At 48.4% G+C, this 18,331-nt stretch carries 17 protein-coding genes; 3 read left to right on the top strand and 14 right to left on the bottom strand.

Translation table 11 applies throughout. The features are described 5' to 3' along the window. Positions 1-104 precede the first annotated feature (104 nt). From F569_RS17380 to F569_RS0109275, 6 genes are all read right to left on the bottom strand, one after another. The gene (locus F569_RS17380; RefSeq protein WP_051279666.1) at positions 105-1,700 is read right to left on the bottom strand and encodes an arylsulfatase B; all 1,596 of its coding nucleotides are present in this window, start codon (positions 1,698-1,700) and stop codon (positions 105-107) included. 24 nt (positions 1,701-1,724) lie between these two features. Next, on the bottom strand, positions 1,725-2,021 hold the full coding sequence (locus tag F569_RS0109295; protein ID WP_026941973.1) for a hypothetical protein: 297 nt from the start codon (positions 2,019-2,021) through the stop codon (positions 1,725-1,727). Between the two features lie 18 nt (positions 2,022-2,039). Then, positions 2,040-3,704, bottom strand: coding sequence for an FAD-binding protein (locus F569_RS17375; protein ID WP_034388424.1), 1,665 nt, complete (start codon positions 3,702-3,704; stop codon positions 2,040-2,042). A gap of 167 nt (positions 3,705-3,871) precedes the next feature. After that, entirely contained in the window at positions 3,872-5,005 is a 1,134-nt protein-coding gene (locus F569_RS17370; protein ID WP_034388106.1) for a CaiB/BaiF CoA transferase family protein, read from the bottom strand. Positions 5,006-5,007: 2 nt separating this feature from the next. Beyond that, the gene (locus F569_RS0109280) at positions 5,008-6,138 is read right to left on the bottom strand and encodes an acyl-CoA dehydrogenase family protein (RefSeq protein ID WP_026941972.1); all 1,131 of its coding nucleotides are present in this window, start codon (positions 6,136-6,138) and stop codon (positions 5,008-5,010) included. 6 nt (positions 6,139-6,144) lie between these two features. Next, on the bottom strand, positions 6,145-7,344 hold the full coding sequence (locus F569_RS0109275) for an acyl-CoA dehydrogenase family protein (RefSeq protein ID WP_026941971.1): 1,200 nt from the start codon (positions 7,342-7,344) through the stop codon (positions 6,145-6,147). 90 nt (positions 7,345-7,434) lie between these two features. On the opposite strand from F569_RS0109275, the gene F569_RS0109270 reads away from it, so the two are divergent. The 3 genes from F569_RS0109270 to F569_RS0109260 all read left to right on the top strand — a co-directional run bounded on the left by F569_RS0109270 (position 7,435) and on the right by F569_RS0109260 (position 11,736). Beyond that, positions 7,435-8,241, top strand: a complete 807-nt coding sequence (locus F569_RS0109270; protein ID WP_051279662.1) for a TIGR03084 family metal-binding protein — start codon at positions 7,435-7,437, stop codon at positions 8,239-8,241. Positions 8,242-8,253: 12 nt separating this feature from the next. Further along, positions 8,254-9,219, top strand: coding sequence for an NADPH:quinone oxidoreductase family protein (locus F569_RS0109265; RefSeq protein ID WP_026941969.1), 966 nt, complete (start codon positions 8,254-8,256; stop codon positions 9,217-9,219). Positions 9,220-9,372: 153 nt separating this feature from the next. Further along, on the top strand, positions 9,373-11,736 hold the full coding sequence (locus F569_RS0109260; protein ID WP_026941968.1) for an ATP-binding protein: 2,364 nt from the start codon (positions 9,373-9,375) through the stop codon (positions 11,734-11,736). A gap of 35 nt (positions 11,737-11,771) precedes the next feature. On the opposite strand, the gene F569_RS0109255 is transcribed toward F569_RS0109260, so the two are convergent. From F569_RS0109255 to F569_RS0109220, 8 genes are all read right to left on the bottom strand, one after another. After that, complete coding sequence (locus F569_RS0109255; protein WP_026941967.1) at positions 11,772-12,527, bottom strand: N-acetylmuramoyl-L-alanine amidase; 756 nt, start codon at positions 12,525-12,527, stop codon at positions 11,772-11,774. 9 nt (positions 12,528-12,536) lie between these two features. Next, positions 12,537-12,974: a DUF1801 domain-containing protein gene (locus F569_RS0109250; RefSeq protein ID WP_026941966.1), complete on the bottom strand. Its 438-nt coding sequence runs from the start codon at positions 12,972-12,974 to the stop codon at positions 12,537-12,539. Beyond that, positions 12,975-13,823, bottom strand: coding sequence for a DMT family transporter (locus F569_RS0109245; RefSeq protein ID WP_267879450.1), 849 nt, complete (start codon positions 13,821-13,823; stop codon positions 12,975-12,977). It abuts the gene before it with no gap. 64 nt (positions 13,824-13,887) lie between these two features. Beyond that, entirely contained in the window at positions 13,888-14,253 is a 366-nt protein-coding gene (locus F569_RS0109240; RefSeq protein ID WP_026941964.1) for a hypothetical protein, read from the bottom strand. A 31-nt stretch (positions 14,254-14,284) separates the two neighbouring features. Next, positions 14,285-14,998, bottom strand: a complete 714-nt coding sequence (locus tag F569_RS17365) for a molecular chaperone DjiA (RefSeq protein WP_051279778.1) — start codon at positions 14,996-14,998, stop codon at positions 14,285-14,287. Positions 14,999-15,258: 260 nt separating this feature from the next. Next, a complete protein-coding gene (metF, locus tag F569_RS17360) occupies positions 15,259-16,146 on the bottom strand; it encodes a methylenetetrahydrofolate reductase [NAD(P)H] (RefSeq protein ID WP_051279660.1) in 888 nt (295 codons plus the stop codon). A 5-nt stretch (positions 16,147-16,151) separates the two neighbouring features. Further along, entirely contained in the window at positions 16,152-17,102 is a 951-nt protein-coding gene (locus F569_RS0109225; protein ID WP_026941963.1) for an ArsR/SmtB family transcription factor, read from the bottom strand. Between the two features lie 86 nt (positions 17,103-17,188). Continuing rightward, positions 17,189-18,331, bottom strand: coding sequence for an acyl-CoA dehydrogenase family protein (locus F569_RS0109220; RefSeq protein ID WP_026941962.1), 1,143 nt, complete (start codon positions 18,329-18,331; stop codon positions 17,189-17,191).

The following is an 18,331-nucleotide window of genomic DNA, read 5'->3' as shown; positions in this document are numbered from 1 at the left end:
GGCAGGTTGTCGCCCGCTAACCCAAGCTGCATTGGTTTGGTGGCAGACTATAGTTCCCTGGCTTCGCACTCTGCCGCCGAAGTCCTCCAAGAATGTCGCTTGGCTTAATCGTACTTAATCCGGCCCTTTTCGCCATGCGTCTGCTGCAAGACCCCTGTTGCCATAGGCCCGAAACCGTCCCACATATCGGGTAGGACTTGGTCTGCGGGGATAACCACATCGGCGTAATCATTGGGCGCGCGCCATCCGGGGTGAGGCTGGATTTTGACATATTGTCCGCCAATAGGATGCAGGGCGAGGCGCTTATCTAATATCTTCGTCAGGCGAGTCACCTGCGCAGGGTTAGCCGCTGAAATGTCCTCGGCTTCATTCGGGTCCGTCCAGACATTAAACAGCTCCGTTTTGACCTCTGTCGTGCGGCGTTCATGATTGACATATTGGACAAGCTTCCAAGGCCCGTCCAGAACGCCATATTTAAACTCATTATAGATAGGCACATTAGAGGTAAAAATCAGAGGCTCGCCGCGATCTTTCTCGCCTGTTCCCGTCACCGCGTCCCAGCGGTCTATGCCGTCGATTTTCTTTTTGTAATTGGGCGTTACGCCGGCGGCCTTCATTAAGGTTGGATAGACATCCATAACGGAAATAACGTTTTCATTGACGGTATTGGCCGGCAAGACGTCAGGCCAGCGTATGACGGACGTCACCCTCACGCCGCCTTCATAGGCTTCGAGCTTACCGCCGCGCAAAGGTTTATTCACGCCGCCAAAATTATAAAACCCGCCATTATCAGAGAAGAAAAGCACAATGGTATTATCCGCTACGCCTTTCGAGTCGAGGCTGTCCAAAATGCTGCCAATCGCTTGGTCCATACTATCGACCATCGCGGCATAAGTCTTGGCGGGGTGACGCGGCGTGTCGAGGCGCGCGGGATATTTGGCCTTATCTTCATCCTTGGCTTCCATTGGGGAATGCGGCGCTAGGAACGGGACATAAAGGAAGAACGGCTTATCAGGGTCGCGCATCTGCTCAATATAGCGGCTGGCCTCATTGCCGTGAATATTGGTAGCATATTCGCCATCATGATCAACGGGTTTGCCATTTTCTTGGAAGTCGTGACCCCCTGCAAAGGTGTGGTCGAAATAGAGAACGTCCGTGTTAAAGTGACCATAAAAATGATCAAATCCCCGCGCATTAGGCGTGTGCTGTTCTATCGTATGACCCAAATGCCATTTGCCAATCATCGCAGTTTGATAACCTGCGTCCTTAAAATCTTCAGGCATAAAGCGTTCCGTCGGCGAGATACCGCCATTATCCCAGGCCATGAAGACCGCATGAGCTGCGCCGAGCTTAATTGGGTCACGCGCGGTCATCAGCGCTGCGCGAGTCGGGGTACAAAAGGGTGTGGCATAGAAACGGTCAAGCTGCATGCCCTCTTTGGCCAAGCGGTCAATATTAGGGGTCTTAATATCACTGCCATGATAGCCAACATCTGCCCAGCCCAAATCATCAGCGAGAAGGATAACAACATTAGGCGGCGGGGCATCAGCGGGGCGGGTCTTGATGAGCGATGCAAGGTTTTCCGTCTGGGCGGTAGGGAAATCAAAATCCGAAGATGCCACTTTCTTGAATTTCACCTTGGCAAAGATAAATCCCGCAATCAGCAAGACGGCGAGTATGACGAATATCTTCTTAATCATGAGTGTCCCCTATTAGAGATATCATTAGGCGCGTGTTCCGGTCACTGCAGAATTGCCGAACATGCCAAGCTTGACCGAGCCGTCCATAGCATCGCCGTCAACACCGACATCAAACTCAAGGGTAATGGGCATGGGCTGTGTGAGGTCGGCTTTCCATTTTCCGCGGCCATCCTCGATATCGCCCTCTTGAATATCGAGTGTATTGCCATCAGCCTCCATCGTGCCAGACAAGCTATCCCCATCTACCGACATCAGCATCACGATCTCGCGGTCCCCCATCGGGGTTTTCATGACGATATTCCAAGTTCCTGCAAATGACATAAGTCTCTCCTGTGTAGATCAGCTATTAGCGCCCATCATATGTTTCGCTGCCACATAACCGAATGTCATAGCCGGCCCAATCGTCGAGCCTGCTCCGGGATAGGTGTAGCCCATCACAGATGACGCGGTGTTACCCGTTGCATAAAGCCCCGCAATGGGTTTGCCATTTTTATCTAGGGCCTGCGCATTTACATCGACGTCTACCCCTCCCTTGGTTCCGATATCGCCCGGATAAACGGGGAAAGCGTAAAACGGCGCTTTGGCGAGCGGTGCGAGGCATGGGTTAGGCGTAACGGATGGGTCTCCATAATAGCGGTCATAAGCGGCGCTGCCTGAGGCATAATCTTCATCAACGCCTGTCTCGGAATATTTCGCGACCTTATCAACGGTAGCTTGAAGCCCTGCCGCATCTACGCCCATAAGGTCTGCAAGCTCTTCAATCGTGTCCGCTTTCTTGACCACAGCCTTGATCGAGTCATTCCACTTTGAATCAGGATGAACGGCCGTAGGATAAAGCGGGCCGATGCCATATTTCTCGCGGGCACGGCGGTCAAAGATGACCCAACTTGTTTTCGGGTGCGCTTGGAGCTGCCGCCCGACTTCGTCATAGCTCGCCGCCTCATTGAGGAAACGCTCGCCCTTTTCATTGACGATATAGATACCTGGTAAAGCGCGCTCGGCGAAAAGAACTCGAGAGCGGTCATCACGCGGCAGACGCACAGACGGCCCCCACCAAGCCGCGTCCATGAGGGTTAAATTCGCGCCAACAGCCTCAGCGGCTCTATGCGCGTCGCCCGTATTTTGCCCCGGCGTAGCGCTCCACTTTGTATCAGTTGGCCCTGGTAAATGCTTAGCCCTCATATCGGAATTTTGCTCAAACCCGCCCGCCGCGAGGATAACGCCTTTGGCGGCATTGACGCGAAAATCCTGCTGGCCTTTGGAAATAATAGCGCCAGTTACCTTGCCATCTGTTTCGATGAGCGATTTCAGAGGGGTTTCGCGCCAGACTGGAATTTTGCGTTTAAACACTGAGGTCAGACACCGCCCGACAAGCGCATTCCCCAAGCAAAGACGGCGGTGACGTTTAGATTTCATCCGCATCGGAATATCAAGGCGATATGATATCATCAGCTTGGCCATAATCCATTTCCAGCCCTTTTGGCGCGTGATGATGGTCTGCGCTTCTGCTATGGTAATCGTAAATCCGCCAAATATGGTTTGCGGATGCGGGGGACGCATATTTAAAAATTCTTTGCCAAGCTTTGTCGCGGAAAGCGGCACAGGGTCAAGCGTTCGCCACCCCTCTTTACTGCCCGGCTTCTCGGTCAGGTAATCGGCGTAAGGCGTGGAGACGAAGCACACATCGGATTTATCTTCCATGTCTTTGAGCATTTTCGGCGCGTTTTCGACATAGGCTTTGAGGCGGTCTTCAGACACAACGTCCCCGATACAGGCTTTCATATATTCCAGCGCGGCTTCGGGCGTATCGCTCTGCCCATGTTCTGCCATAAGGTGGTTGCACGGAATCCAAATGCCACCCCCTGATGTGGCCGAGGTTCCGCCATACATATCGGATTTCTCGACAACAAGAACCTTGCCGCCATGATCATGCGCCGTAATAGCCGCAGTAAGCGCGCCAGCGCCCGAGCCGACCACTAAAACATCAACATCAATTGAATCCATTGACCCCTCACCTTGTTTTTTCATTAAATATCAGGCTACCGCAGCTCGCAACGAAAAACCAATATATTTTGAATATTTTACGCAAATAAAGACAAATAGGCTCAATTATTCTGATTTTGCGTAAATTAGAGCAGATTATCTACGCAAAAAAAGGTCCTCCAGAAGGATTATCCTAGAATATCTTTTTCCGTAAGCTCCACGATTTTATCAGAGCCATATCCAATTTCAGACAGAATTACTGTCCTATCCGCATCACCGCTTGGGATTGAAAAAGGCGCGTCCTCAGAACTGCTGTTAAAGACGGGCGCACTACGCGGATGAGTAAACGGACCTTGCTTTGTTAGCCCGCCCCGCGCTTTGTTTTGAGGATGATCAATGGCTTCCTCATAGGTCAGGACTGGCGAGACGCAGGCATCTGAGCCGTGAAACACAGCCGCCCACTCATCCCGTTTTCTTGTAGCAAATAACGCCTCTAATGTCCGGTGCTGCTCAGCATGATGCTCAGGCTTATTCTGCGGTCCAAATGCCTGAGGATCAATTTCGAGTTTAGTGAGCATTTCCGCAAAAAACTGAGGTTCTATACAACCTACCGCCATGAACTTGTCATCCTTGGTCTTATAGCATCGATAATAAGGCATGGCCCCATCAAGCAAGTTAGACTCCCGCTTAGGAGTCCATTGGCCCAATCCGGCCAGACTATAAAAAATCGTCATGAGCGAGGACGTGCCGTCAATCATCGCGGCATCTACAACGTCGCCTTCACCCGTCTTTTCAGCTTTTAGCAAAGCGGCGAGCATGCCCGTAACGAGGAACATTGCCCCTCCGCCAAAATCTCCGACAAGGTTTAGCGGCGGCGCGGGTGGGTCGCCTTTTTTGCCCATAGCCGCCAAAGCGCCAGTAATAGAAATATAATTGATATCGTGCCCCGCCATTTTAGCCCAAGGCCCTGTCTGTCCCCAGCCCGTCATGCGGCCATAGACGAGCTTAGGATTTACGGCATGACAGTCTTTCGGCCCAATACCCAGGCGCTCTGTGACGCCTGGACGCAAACCCTCGAATATAGCATCAGCGGTTTTAACAAGGTCAAGCAAGACAGCGGCCCCCTCGGGCTTTCTTAAATCAAGCTTAATGGTCTTCTTGCCACGATTAGAGATCATCGGGATATCGCCCATCGCGCCGGGCCGATTTATCAGGATAACCTCAGCACCCATATCCGCAAGAAGCTGTCCTGCATATGGGGCAGGCCCAATTCCCGCGAGTTCGATAATGCGGTAGCCTGATAAAGGTCTGCTATCTGTCATGCTTATGCCTTTAGTAGCAAATCAGCGAGTTTCTGTTTGTGATAGCGCGCATCCCCATATTGACTGGCGAGGAAAATAGCGCGCCGACGGTATAACTGCGCGTCGCAATCATAAGTAAATCCAAAGCCGCCATGGAATTGAATAGAGCGATCCGCCGCGAATGAGAGCGTCTCTTCGGCCTTAACCTTAGCCATTCGAACCGCAACTTCACCCTCGCCTTGCTGCGCGAAATTATAAGCCGCCGTATATAGGAGCGAGCGAGACTTTTGGTAATCGACAAAGGCATCAACTGTCGGATGCTTCAAGGCCTGGAATGCGCCAATAAGTTTTCCGAATTGTTTCCGCGTGCCGAGATATTCGACGGTGTAATCGATACAGGATTGTGCCGCACCTGTAAGTTCGGCGGCGCTGAGCAGGTTTGCAGCGAGGTGGATATGCTCAAGAATTTGCGATGACAGGCTGTCGTCTAGTAGCGCCTCTTCATCAACAAATACCTTATCCAAAAACAACTCATATGACCTTTTAGTTTCATCGATAATTATCTCTCGACGGATAGCTTCTCCGTAAAGGGCATCTGTTGGGACAATAAATAAACCAATATGACCGCCCTCCATCTTGGCACTGACAATCACCCATTTTGCAGCATAAATATCTGCTACGAATGTTTTTACTCCAGACAATACATAGCCCGTCTTATCGAAGCGCGCAGTTGTATCAATATTCTCTAAATTCCAATCTGCGTTCCGTTCAGATAATGCGACTGTAGCAGCTGCACCTTGCGCAATTTCTGGCAATAACTTCTTTTTCTGAAAATCATCGCCACCCATAATGACAGCCTGCGCAGCCAAAGTCGTCGCGACAAATGGCGAGTGCATCATGCGGCGCGCCATTTGCTCAACGACAGGCACGACCTCGGTTAGCGACAGGCCCACCCCGCCATATTCTTCGGGGATAGCAATACCGAGCCACCCTAGCGGGCCTATCTCTTTCCAGACATCAGCATCAAAGCCGCGCTCGCTCTCCATGAGTTTGCGCACTTTTTCCATGGGCGATTTTTCGCGGCAGAAACGCTCCGCCGCACTAAGCATATCTATCTGCTCTTCAGTAAATCCGATTTTCGTAACTCCACTCATATCCGCCTACCGCGTCTTGGGAAGGCCAAGCGCATGCTCGCCAATGATGTTTCGCTGAATTTGCGAGGTGCCCCCGCCAATCGTCGCCGAGAAGGCATTGAGATAGCCCCGATGCCAATAGCCATCATCCACCGCATTGGGCTCGTCTACATAATAGCCAGCCTTCGTCCCCTGTAAGCTGAGCGCGAATTGATTTATCTCTCTCATATACTCCGTCATGACCAGCTTTGACATAAGGGGGAGCGCTTGCGGGCAATCTTGATTAAGCGGCGGCAGCTTAGCCCGCCCTGCATTTTGGCGCATAGCCTGCGCTTCAATCATGAAATCAACCAAACGCTCGCGAATGACAGGATCTTCTAATACTGGCTTTCCGCCGCGCTCGGCCTTTCGCGCTAACTCCAAAATTTCGAGCGGATTAACCTCTGTGATGGAATAACCGCCTGCCTGCCCGCCTTTGGCATTGCGTTCATACATAAGCGTTTGCATGGCAACTTGCCAACCCGCGCCTTCCGCGCCCATTAAGCCATCGGCAGGAATACGGGCGTCGGTAAAGAATGTTTGCGTAAAGCCGTGTTCACCCGTCAATTTGCGGATTTTATGAGTCTCAATCCCAGCCACGCGCATAGGCGAGAGAAAAAAGCTCAGCCCTGCATATTTATTTGGCGCGTCAAAATCCGTCCGCGCCAGCAAGATCATATATTTCGCGTAATGCCCATGGGTCGTCCAAATCTTGGAGCCATTGAGAACATATTCATCACCATCTCGCACAGCCCGCAATTGCGCATTGCCTAAATCCGATCCATTTTCAGGTTCCGAAAAACCCTGACACCAGACATCTTCGGCGTTTAAAATCCCTTTAATGTATTTTTGTTTATGCGCCTCTGTTCCCATATCGAGGATGAGAGGGCCCGCCCAACCCAAGCCAATGGTGTTAAACATAATCGGCGCATTATGAGCCTTCATAGCTTTGGTGGCGACATCTTGATGCGCTTGGGTGAGACCGCCTCCGCCATATTCCTTTGGCCATGCCGCGCCCAGATAGCCCGCCTCATAAACTTTGCGTTGCCAATCGCGCAGAAATTCAAATTGCTGATTCGTGCCCACTTCCATAAAGGTCAGCGGCAACATGAAATCCTGCGCCCCCGGCGTGTTCTCCGCGAACCAACCTAAAGCGTCTTTCTCAAACTCTGCAATTTCAGCGGACATAGACCCTCGTAATTTCCTTGTAACCACTCTCTTGATATGCACATAATTGCATATAATCAACAGATGAGATGACTTGCAGGATGAGCAGCCATGATTAACGAAGCCTTGGATTTTAAAGCGGAAAGCAACGCAATAGCGGGCTTACTCAAACCGCTCAACGTCACTGACTATGATACCATCACCCAATTTAAAGACTGGACGATATTTGATGTCCTCGCACATCTCCATCTCTGGAATTTAGTGGCGTTTTGGACACTCACGGATGAACCAAAATATTTAGAAATTATGACCCGTGCCATAGAAGTTTTTCAAGGCGGTAAAACTCATCAAGATATGCATCGGCAATGGGCCGCCGATAACGGCTTTGAGACAGGGCAGCAGCTTTATGCGGCATGGACAGAGACATATGCCGCTTTGGCCAAAGCCTATCATCGCACGGAACCGGATCTACGCGTGAAATGGGCCGGACTCGAAATGAATGCTCGCTCGGCCATCATCGCGCGGCAGATGGAAGCCTGGGCTCACTCCCAAGCCATTTATGATATACTTAGTAAAGACCGCGAAGATGGCGACCGCTTAAAAAATGTCGCCCATATAGGGGTCACGACCTATAGCTGGTCGTTCAAGGTTAAAGGCCAAGCGCCCATACTTCCCAAACCCTATGTCCGCCTCACCGCGCCGAGCGGAGACATTTGGGAATGGAATGACCCGCAAGAGGATAATCGCGTCGAAGGCACGGCCACAGAATTTTCCCAAGTCGTTACCCAGTGCCGTAACATCGCGGACACCAAACTCAAAATGACAGGCGAAGCCGCCACGGCTTGGATGGGTATGGCGCAATGTTTTGCCGGCAGCCCTGAAACACCACCCGCCCCAAACACAAGATATAAAGTTTAATTGGAGACCCTCATGAAAGCCCTCACCGTTGAAAGCTTCAAACCCTATACCGAGCACAAAGTCTTAGAACAGCCTTCCCAACCCATGAAACCCGGCCACATTCGTATTGATGTGAAAGCCGCAGGACTAAACTTCCCTGATATTTTGATGGTTGAGGGTAAATATCAAATCCGTCCGCCCTTCCCCTTCACACCGGGAAGTGAATGCGCAGGTATAATCACGGAACTGGCTGATGACGTCCCGCATCTTAAAGTCGGTGACCGCGTTGCCGCTATGGTGCAACATGGCGGCTTCGCGTCCGAAGCCCTCGCCCCGATGATGGTGACATGGCCGATTGGCGATATGCCCTTTGAGACAGCCGCTGGTATGGCCCTTGTTTACGGAACATCCTATTACGGCCTTAAACAACGCGCTCAACTGCAAGAGGGCGAAACGTTGTTAGTGCTCGGTGCGGCGGGCGGAGTTGGCCTCGCAGCCGTTGAGCTTGGAAAAGCTATGGGCGCGAAAGTTATTGCTGCCGCCTCAACGGATGAAAAACTCGCGGTCTGCAGCGAGCACGGCGCAGATGAGCTTATCAATTATACGAACGAAGATTTGAAAGCCCGCGTCAAAGAACTCGGCGGATGCGATGTCGTCTACGATCCCGTCGGAGATAAATTCGCAGAGCCGGCCATGCGAACCCTCAACTGGTATGGCCGTTACCTCGTCATTGGCTTTGCGGGCGGCGAGATTCCAAAAATTCCCCTAAACCTCGCCCTTTTAAAATCCATAGATATTCGCGGCGTCTTCTGGGGCACATGGACCATGAAAGACCCGAAAACCCACCAAGCCAATATGGACGAAATCTTGGGCATGTATAAAGCGGGCAAGATTAAGCCGCGCATCAGCAACACCTATCCGCTAGAAGACTTTGCCAAGGCGTGCGATGAGCTGACGCAAAGACGCGCGATGGGGAAAGTTATTTTGACGATGGACTAGCAAAGAAGAGCGAAATTATACTTGAGAGTTCAATTGCAGTTTTCAGTCTCTTAAGTAATTTATTTATAACTTAAGTAAGTATTTTCTTATACTAAATTTAGGTGGCAGTAATGTGGGCTGCTAATAATTTGATTACGCAGCTATACAGAGAGCATGAGCCCAGCGACCCACATTTATCAAAACAGCTTAGCTGATCCGTTTTCTTTGGCCCGTAGGCTAAGAACTCCCATTTGGGTTTATGATACAGATAATTACTGCATCGCCTATGCTAATGATGAAGCCTGTAGACTTTGGGGAGCGGAAGATGAGGCCTCATTAACTGCAAGAGATCTTTCAAAGGGCATGTCTTCAACCGTTGCTGAAAGACTTCGGCAATATCAAGCGGGATTCATTTCGCATGGCGCTCAGTTTAACGAGGCTTGGACCCTGCATCCTAATGAAACACCAATAACACTTGATATGATTTATAGCGGGTTTCTAATGTCTGACGGTCGCATGGCGATGCTATGTGAGGCTATGGGGACAATTAGTGGCGAAGCCAGTAGTAATATTCGAAGCACTCAAGCTCTATTGCACACCGATGTAATCATTGCACTTTTTAATACCGACGGAAAACCCTTGTATAAAAACCCAGCTGCGTGGAATGCGCTCCCGGGAACTGACACCCCTTTAGAAAGCCTTTTTCTAAATCAAAAAGACTATAGACATATTCGATCTGTTTGCCGCAAGCATGGAGATAGCCGCAAAGTTACAAAACTTAATACATCTTACGGCGAAAGATGGTTCGATTTGAGCGTAAAGCTATGCTTGGATTCCGAGCAAGGTGAAAATGCGCTTTTGGTAACCGCCTTTGACGTTAGTGAGCTAAAAACCACCAAAGCCAAATCAGACATATTTCAAGAACAATTAGAAGCCACCTTCTCAAGCTCTTTAGATGGAATTATAATTATTAACGCTGACTCTAAAATTCTTGAGTTCAATCGCTCAGCTCAGCGCATATTTGGTTACGATCAAAAAGAGACGATTGGAAAAAATATTTCAGAGTTCGTCATTTCGGACATTTCGCAGAACGCATTTCATGAAAAACTCACAAAACTAAGAAACCTTAGCTTTTCGGAAAATTCAAACAAAAGAATTGAAATCCAAGCTATTAAAGCTAATCAAGAGATATTCGTTTCTGAGATGGCGATTTCCCGAAGCCGAAGTTCAGATGGTGAGATATTCATTATATACGTTCGCGACATTTCCAAAGCCAAAGCTTCGGAACAGTCACTCTTGAAGGCAAAAGAAGCAGCTGAGGCGGCCAATAAAGCCAAATCAGAATTTCTTGCAAATATGAGCCATGAAATCAGAACGCCTATGAATGGTGTTCTGGGGATGATCGATGTCCTTAAGATGACCAATCTAACCGACAAACAAAAATCATGTGCGGACATCATAAGTAAATCCGGACATCATCTGGTTAAAATCATCAGTGATATTTTAGATTATTCAAAATTAGAAGCCGGAAAACTCTCGATAGATTTAGTTCCATGTGATTTGGAAAACGTGATCAAAGAGACTGTTGACTTACTTCACCCGACGGCAGCGGAAAAAGGGCTAGAGCTGACATTTAATTACAATCCTCAAATAGCTAAATCATTTATTACGGATGGAAACCGCATAAAGCAGGTTATTTCAAACCTAATTGGAAACGCTATCAAATTTACCCATGAGGGCAGAATAAACGTAAATGTTAGCGGTGAGGACATCAACGGTGAAACTCTAGTAAAATTTAATATTAAAGATACCGGCATCGGTATCGCAGCAGATAAATTAGAGCTGATATTTGATAAATTCACTCAGGCAGAAGGCTCGACAACTCGCGAATATGGGGGAACAGGTCTAGGCCTCTCCATTTCGCGTAGCCTCGCATCTGCAATGGGAGGAACGCTATATGCCAGCTCGGAACCGGGCATAGGATCCAGTTTTACATTGGAGCTACCTTTACAGAAGGCAAATGCACAAGACTTAACCTCAAGCAAATTTGGCCACGCCGCAGAAGAGAAAGGTAGTCTAACTGAGTCTGGCTCTGATTCAGAGACGGAGCCTCACGAAAAACTCAACTTACTAATTGTTGATAATGATATAGCTCATCGGATGAGGTTTCAGACTTTCCTACCCGACCCCCGCATTAATTTAACTTACGTGAATACAGGCTTGTTAGCTGCACGCGCCTGCAAGACAACAAAATTTGACCTGATATTCATCGACGATGCTTTAAGTGCTACTGATGGTTTTGATGCGATCAAGTTTATTCGCAACTACGAAAATGAGTACAACTCTGATCACACACCCATAATTGGCTTCACAGCAGGTTTAGACCCTGATGCTCAATATCTTGCTCAAAGCGGTATGGACGAAATTTTACAAAAGCCCTTGGCAAAAAAGGACTTGATTCAGTGCCTGTCCAAATGGCTAACACCACGGCGGAATGAGACACCTAACACTACTGAATTAGGCATCAGCGCTGCATAAAATTGACATATATATGTATATGGGAAAACACGAAATTAAATTGGGCGAAACTCTGCTGGATTAGGAATACTCTCTGACAGCGCTTTGACGATTTCCATAGTATGTATATCGACTACCCCATCAATCTGGTCTGGACGATAACGCCGTTGAAAGGCCTCTATAATCTTTACGCTGGCCTCGTCTAAAACGCCAGTGACTCTCGCACCGTAGCCAATATGAGCTAGACCGCTTTGCAAGATTGCCACACCACGATCCCGTGTTCCGGGCTCAAACAATATGCGGCGATCTTTACCTGACACATTCGGCCAATACCCTAATCCCGCAGCCGCTAATCCCGCCCATGGAAAATGCTCACCTGGATCAATCTTTCGCGTAGGGGCAATGTCGCTATGGCCCAGGACGGTAAGATTACTATGGCGTTTCATGATATCTTTTGACAGCGCGATGACAGCATTGATTTGCACATCCGGAAAAGGTGGCAAGCTGCCATCTACACGCGGCCAGTCATGTCCGCCATTGACGATTTCAATACCTATGGAATTGGAATTTATATTGGACTCTCCCTGCCATTCTGACACGCCGGCATGCCAAGCGCGTTTGTCCTCATCGACTAACTGAAAGACATGGCCATCCTCTTCGACCATATAATGCGCGCTGACTTTAGCCTCAGAATCGCACATGCGCTCCAGCGCCGCCTTCCCAGATTGCATGCCGGTATAATGCAAAATCAAAAGCGAGATCGGCAGAGTACGATCATCAAAATTGGGCGAAGGTACTTGAGTTATATTCATAAGGTCGGTTTATAGCGGGTATTTTTCCGCCATTATATCTAATCCTTTTTGCATAATTTCTTTTAACACATCCTCATCCACATCCGACAGGCGCTTGATATAAAGACAAGCTTTTCCGATTTTATGCTTCCCCAGACGGGACAGTTCTTCGGAAAAATCCTGATAACCAGGCATGATATAAATGCTTATATTTTGCACGCGGGAGCTAAAGCCAAGGCGTAAGGAGTCGCCTTCCCGCCCGCTTTCATATTTATAGTGATACTCTCCAAATCCGACGATACCGCTTTTAAGCGTGCTCCCCCAAATTTTAGGCGTCCACCCAGTCATCTCTGCCATTATATCGTGCAGCTGTTGACAATCTGCCCGGCGGTCGTCTTTTTCTATCGCGGCAATGTAATCGGAAACTTTCAGCTCGTAGGGCACTGTCTTGTTACTCGCTTGAGCCATTTAGTCCTCCTGAACAGGGGCCGTTTTCCCGCGCTTTGCGATTATAAAAACACACGGCAATATCAACGCGGCTCCGATATAATAACGCGGAAAAATAGTTTCACCTCGAAATAAGACAGCCAAGATACAGGCAAAGACGGGCACCATCAAGGTCAGCGGCACGACAATGGAAACATCATATTTCGCTATCATTTTAAAATATTGTCCGTGAGCAACTATACTCACCATGACGGCGGCATATCCGGCAGCGACTAATAACGGCCATTTAGAAGTCTGCCAAATAGCCACGTGATCCTGTTCGAAGACTGCACTGGCCGCTCCCATCAACACAAAAACCATAACTGCGACCCAAGTCACATATTGCTGCCAATCGACGTTGCCTACAGTCTTCATCATCACAGATCCAACAGCGAGGGAAAGATAGGCACATAAAATATAGATAAGCCCAACATCAAAGGACAACGCCGAGGGCTCATAAATCATGATGATCGTCCCAATAAAAGCTCCGATAATTCCAAGCCCCCTCACCCAACCGATTGTCTCTCGTAAGAATATCACCGACAATATGGTCGCCAGCGGAATCAACATTTGCGAGACAATAGAGCTTCCCGAAGCAGGAGCTGTTTGCAAACCTGTATATAAAAAGGCCAAGTGAATAGGGCCAACACAAGCGCAGACAATCGCTAAGCGCCACCACTGAGTGGGCCATTTCATAAACAGAAATGGAGACATGAACAGCATTACGATTGCCGCCCGAATAAAAGCGAGCATAAACGGCGGCACAGGATGAGCTCCAACGGCCCAGGAACTCACAATAAAATTACCTGCCCAACACAAGCAACACAACATCAATATCGCAAAATCAAAAACCCGCATGAAGCAGGCTTAACGTGGCAAAAATGAAGGTCAATGACTAATCGTCAACTGACCAACCTTCCGGAGTTTGGTGCGCGTCAATTATAGGCCCATCACCTTTGGACTTTGGACCATTGCGGTCCATATTTAGCTCCATACCTTGAAATTGGGCTTCCATGTCTCTGCGAGCCGCTTCGAATTGGGCTTTGGGACCAAATGGCTTGCCAAACAATTTGGCTCTCGCCCAGAAAAACGCGAAAACAACCAAGGCGACTAACGCCAGTCCGATAACCACGAAAAAAGCAAAAGCTGCGGAAAATGCGAGCATGAAAAAACCACCAATAGCTGCGACAGCTAAGAACAAGCCGCGCATTAAATTAGTGAGAAAGCCTGATTGGCCCGATAAACGATAGGTATTACTCATACACTCAATGTCGGAGCATTCCGCGCAAAGGTCAAGAGCTTGGCGATGACTTTTCCGTAAGGCACCTCTGCTTCTTTCGAGCTGCAAGGATTTCAGCGTAAGCCTTATTTACCATTGCCATTTTGTGATTGGCAAGTTTCATCAGCTCTTTTGGGAGCCCGCGCGCAACCATTCGATCAGGATGATTCGCGGCAGCCATACGCCGATAAGCCCGTTTGAGATCCACATCTGAGATGTCTTCGTCTACCCCTAAAATAAGATAAGGGTCATCTGAGGCGCGGCCCATATGTGCAATTTTAATGCGGCGAAACTCGCGATCTGAAAAGCCAAAAATTTCGCCCACACGCACCAGGAAAGACATTTCATCTTCCGTAACAATCCCGTCGGCCAAAGCAATATGAAACAAGCCGTCTAGTACATCTTCGAGAGCGGCGGGTTGAGCTCTGAAGCGTTTTGCAATAATTGCGGCATAGCGTTCAAATCCCATTGTTGTTTGACGCGCTAAATCAAAAAAGCGCGCAATTGTGGGCTCATTATCTGATGACGCTTGAAAAACACGTTTAAAAGCAGCAATCTCGGCATGTCTGACCTGTCCATCAGCTTTCGCCATTTTCGCGCCTAACGCCACAAGGGCCGCGACCAAGCCCGCATCATCAAGCCTCGCCGCGCTGCCATCGCGGTCAGGAAGGTTAGGCGGTCCAAAAAGCCGCGCACCCGCGGAAAAGATTCGCTGCCAAATGCTCATAAAAGCGGTCTGCCCCAAGGCCATCTTAGCATCAACAATTTAAAAACGTTTTGTTTTAAAATTCACAAAGGGTAAAAATGACAAGTTTTAAAGGTAAAACTGCCAATAAAGTCTCACACGATTTTGCTATTCGTTATCTGTAAGGTAATCACGGGGCGCAATCCGCTTTGTCTTGCAGAGCGAATTTAATCATATCCACTGGAGGGTTTTGATTAAATAAGGCCGAACTCCCGGGCGCGTGAGTTCGGCCTTAGTTATTTTCAAGCCATAATTTTTAAGCGTTCTTCGTATATGTTTTGCGATGAATTGTCTTTTAGCGACTTTATGACTGGTATTGCGATATCTGCCCTGTTGAGTGTGTAAAAATGAAATTCTTCTACACCTTGCGCTTTTAAACCAGCTATGAGTTTCTGAACAGTAGATATTGTCATTGCCTTTCTGGCATACGGTTCATCATCTATCCCGTCATACAAATCAGCATAGTTATTGTGGATTGTTACGCCGCACATATCTGCCATACGTTTTAAGCTTTGGAAATTTGGCTGTAACATAATTCCAGGAACTAACGGTATTGCAATGCCCGCATCTCGTACGCGGTCTCGATAGCTCAGAAAAACATCCGGCTTAATAAAGAATTGCGTTATAGCTCGCGTAGCCCCTGCACCTATTTTTCTTTTTAAATTATCCAACTCTGCATCCCAAGATGGACTCTCGGGATGGCGCTCGGGGTATGCTGCAACACTAATATCGAAATCAGCAATGCTTTTAAGGCCTGAAATTAGATCGCTAGCATAGGCATATCCGCTTTCCTTAGGAACATAAGTCTGCCCAATTCCATTTGGCGGGTCTCCTCTAAGCGCAACAATATGCCTTATACCGGCGCTCCAATACATTTTAGCAATACTATCAATTTCGTGCCGGGGTGATCCAACACAGGTTAAATGAGCGGCTGGTTTAAGTGATGTATCCTTATGAATTCGCGAAACAGTCTCAAATGTTGGCTTTTGTGTTGACCCTCCGGCCCCGTAGGTCACTGAAACAAAGTCAGCCCCCAAAGGTTCAAGTTTGTCAATCGTGTCCCAAAGGCGTTTCTCCATCGCCGCAGATTTAGGCGGGAAAAACTCAAAACTGAATTTTGAATGTGCCATCGCCCTTAAGCCTTTTGCTGATTTTGAGCGGCAAAGTTTCCAATCCAAATACGTACATCCGGACGGTCTGCTTGGGTTACAACTCTGTCGGAATGGGTCAATGACAGCCCCGCTGAGAATAGCCAGTCACCTATATCACGATCTGAAAACCCTAAGCGGCGATGCGCAAATTCTGTCCGAAACTCTTCGAGGTCATGGTCTTCATAATCGACAATAATAAGCTGACCTGACGGCTTTAATAGGCGTGCGGCCTCCATAATCGCTGCTTGCGGGTCATCTAGATAGTGCAGGACTTGATGTAAACTCACCAAATCTGAAACGGCATCTTCCAGGGGCGTAGAAAGGATATCACCTTGGCGCACGGCAATATGCTCTTTATCCGCTAATTTTGAACGCGCTACCTTTAACATCTGTGAATTATTATCAATTCCTGACCCACGAATTATACGGCCCGAGAAAACCTCTAGCATTCTTCCTGTGCCGGTCCCAAGATCGACCATGTAATCAAATGGGCCTTCTCCCAAAAGGCCTTGCATTTTAGCTTCAATATCAGCTTGCGGGAGATATTCATCTCCAAGCTGACTGCGGTCATTCGCAACATTCGCGAAAAAAGCTTCAGCAGCCTTTGACCGCTCGGCTCTAACCTCTTCCAAGGCTTTAAGATCAGACATGAGAATAAGGTCATTCTGCGGAAGCGTTGCGAGGGTTGTTGCGACCAATGCTGAAACGGCTTCGTGCCCGCGCCGGATACGCGAAAACACCCAACTCCCCTCTTTTAGCCTTTCAATAATTCCAGCCGCTTCCAATGAGATGATATACTGGGTGATGCGCGGCTGAGAGAGTTCGAGAATTTGCACTAATTCACTGACGGTCAATTCACCATGGGAGAGCAGCGCCAGTATACGCAAACGCTCCATATGACCGAGGGTTTTTAAGGCTAAGACATGTTTTTCCATAAAGCTATCATAACAGCTTTAAAATAAAAGTATATAAAATTTTCTTTATATGTTTTCTTTAATCAAACCATGACCTCTGACAGCCACTAAAAGCCCATTTGTCGTACGGCTAAATCGCGCATAATTTCTTCCGAGCCGCCGCCAATCGCCATGACTTTGACCTCCCGATAGATACATTCGATCCTATTGCCGCGCAAATATCCTGCGCCGCCCATAATTTGCATGGCTTCAGATGCGACGAACTCTAATGCTTTGGAAGCAAAAAATTTGCCCTTGGATAATTCAGCTACGGGAATATCACCCTGCTCCATATTCCAGCAAATCATAAGCATGTAGCTTTCAACAGCATCAATTTTTGCTGACATATCCGCAATTTTATGTCGAATGACTTGATGCTTTATGAGGGGCTTACCAAAAGTTTCCCGCTGCTTAGCCCAGTCAACGGCATCCTCATAAGCTGCCTTCATCATGCCTAGACATCCGGCAATAAGAGCCAAACGTTCATTGTTAAAATTATTCATAATCGCGATGAAGCCATAATCCTCTTGCCCCATGAGATTTGTCGCTGGAACACGGCAATTATCAAAATAAAGCGTGGCTTGGTTAGAGGCCCACCAGCCCATTTTTTTAGAAAGAGGTGTACGCGAGAATCCGGGCGCGTCTTTCTCAACAAAAAAAAGGGAAATCCCGGTCAGACCCGGGCCGCCAGTGCGTGCGCCAATAACGAAATAATCGGACTCCATGCCGCCCGTTATAAAAGTTTTTGAGCCATTAATGACAAAGTGATTCCCATCGCGCTTAGCTGTGGTTTTTAGGCTGGCTACGTCAGATCCACCGCCTGGCTCTGTAATACCAAGGCTTGAACCTTTTTTACCCAGCACAATGTCCTTCAAAACCCGATCACGAATTTCAGGTGCGGCTAATCGCTGGATAGGATCAAGTGAAATACCTCGCCCGCCGACTGCAGCGCCTACACCCCCAAATCCACATTTCGCCATTTCTTCGGCGGCAATGGCCCGCATAAAGGGGCAATCAAATCCGAGGCCGCCATATTCTTCGTCAATGCCAAAGCCAAAAAAGCCTAGCTCGCCCAATTGTTCGTGAAGTTTCCACGGCACCTGCCCGGCTTCATCCCATTCATGGGCGTAAGGCGTAATTTCAGCTTCAACAAAACTACGAACTGTCTCCCGAAAAGCTTTGCGCTCATCAGTCTCAAAAGGGTTTTTCAT

Source organism: Hellea balneolensis DSM 19091 (assembly GCF_000428525.1).
In the GTDB taxonomy this organism is placed as follows: domain Bacteria; phylum Pseudomonadota; class Alphaproteobacteria; order Caulobacterales; family Maricaulaceae; genus Hellea; species Hellea balneolensis.
This window is presented reverse-complemented; position numbering and strand designations above follow the sequence as displayed.

Coding starts and splice junctions, on each gene's coding strand:
- F569_RS17380 (WP_051279666.1), bottom strand. CDS start 1,700: ATGATTAAGAAGATATTCGTCATACTCGCCGTCTTGCTGATTGCGGGA.
- F569_RS0109295 (WP_026941973.1), bottom strand. CDS start 2,021: ATGTCATTTGCAGGAACTTGGAATATCGTCATGAAAACCCCGATGGGG.
- F569_RS17375 (WP_034388424.1), bottom strand. CDS start 3,704: ATGGATTCAATTGATGTTGATGTTTTAGTGGTCGGCTCGGGCGCTGGC.
- F569_RS17370 (WP_034388106.1), bottom strand. CDS start 5,005: ATGACAGATAGCAGACCTTTATCAGGCTACCGCATTATCGAACTCGCG.
- F569_RS0109280 (WP_026941972.1), bottom strand. CDS start 6,138: ATGAGTGGAGTTACGAAAATCGGATTTACTGAAGAGCAGATAGATATG.
- F569_RS0109275 (WP_026941971.1), bottom strand. CDS start 7,344: ATGTCCGCTGAAATTGCAGAGTTTGAGAAAGACGCTTTAGGTTGGTTC.
- F569_RS0109270 (WP_051279662.1), top strand. CDS start 7,435: ATGATTAACGAAGCCTTGGATTTTAAAGCGGAAAGCAACGCAATAGCG.
- F569_RS0109265 (WP_026941969.1), top strand. CDS start 8,254: ATGAAAGCCCTCACCGTTGAAAGCTTCAAACCCTATACCGAGCACAAA.
- F569_RS0109260 (WP_026941968.1), top strand. CDS start 9,373: ATGAGCCCAGCGACCCACATTTATCAAAACAGCTTAGCTGATCCGTTT.
- F569_RS0109255 (WP_026941967.1), bottom strand. CDS start 12,527: ATGAATATAACTCAAGTACCTTCGCCCAATTTTGATGATCGTACTCTG.
- F569_RS0109250 (WP_026941966.1), bottom strand. CDS start 12,974: ATGGCTCAAGCGAGTAACAAGACAGTGCCCTACGAGCTGAAAGTTTCC.
- F569_RS0109245 (WP_267879450.1), bottom strand. CDS start 13,823: ATGTTGTGTTGCTTGTGTTGGGCAGGTAATTTTATTGTGAGTTCCTGG.
- F569_RS0109240 (WP_026941964.1), bottom strand. CDS start 14,253: ATGAGTAATACCTATCGTTTATCGGGCCAATCAGGCTTTCTCACTAAT.
- F569_RS17365 (WP_051279778.1), bottom strand. CDS start 14,998: ATGAGCATTTGGCAGCGAATCTTTTCCGCGGGTGCGCGGCTTTTTGGA.
- metF (WP_051279660.1), bottom strand. CDS start 16,146: ATGGCACATTCAAAATTCAGTTTTGAGTTTTTCCCGCCTAAATCTGCG.
- F569_RS0109225 (WP_026941963.1), bottom strand. CDS start 17,102: ATGGAAAAACATGTCTTAGCCTTAAAAACCCTCGGTCATATGGAGCGT.
- F569_RS0109220 (WP_026941962.1), bottom strand. CDS start 18,331: ATGAAAAACCCTTTTGAGACTGATGAGCGCAAAGCTTTTCGGGAGACA.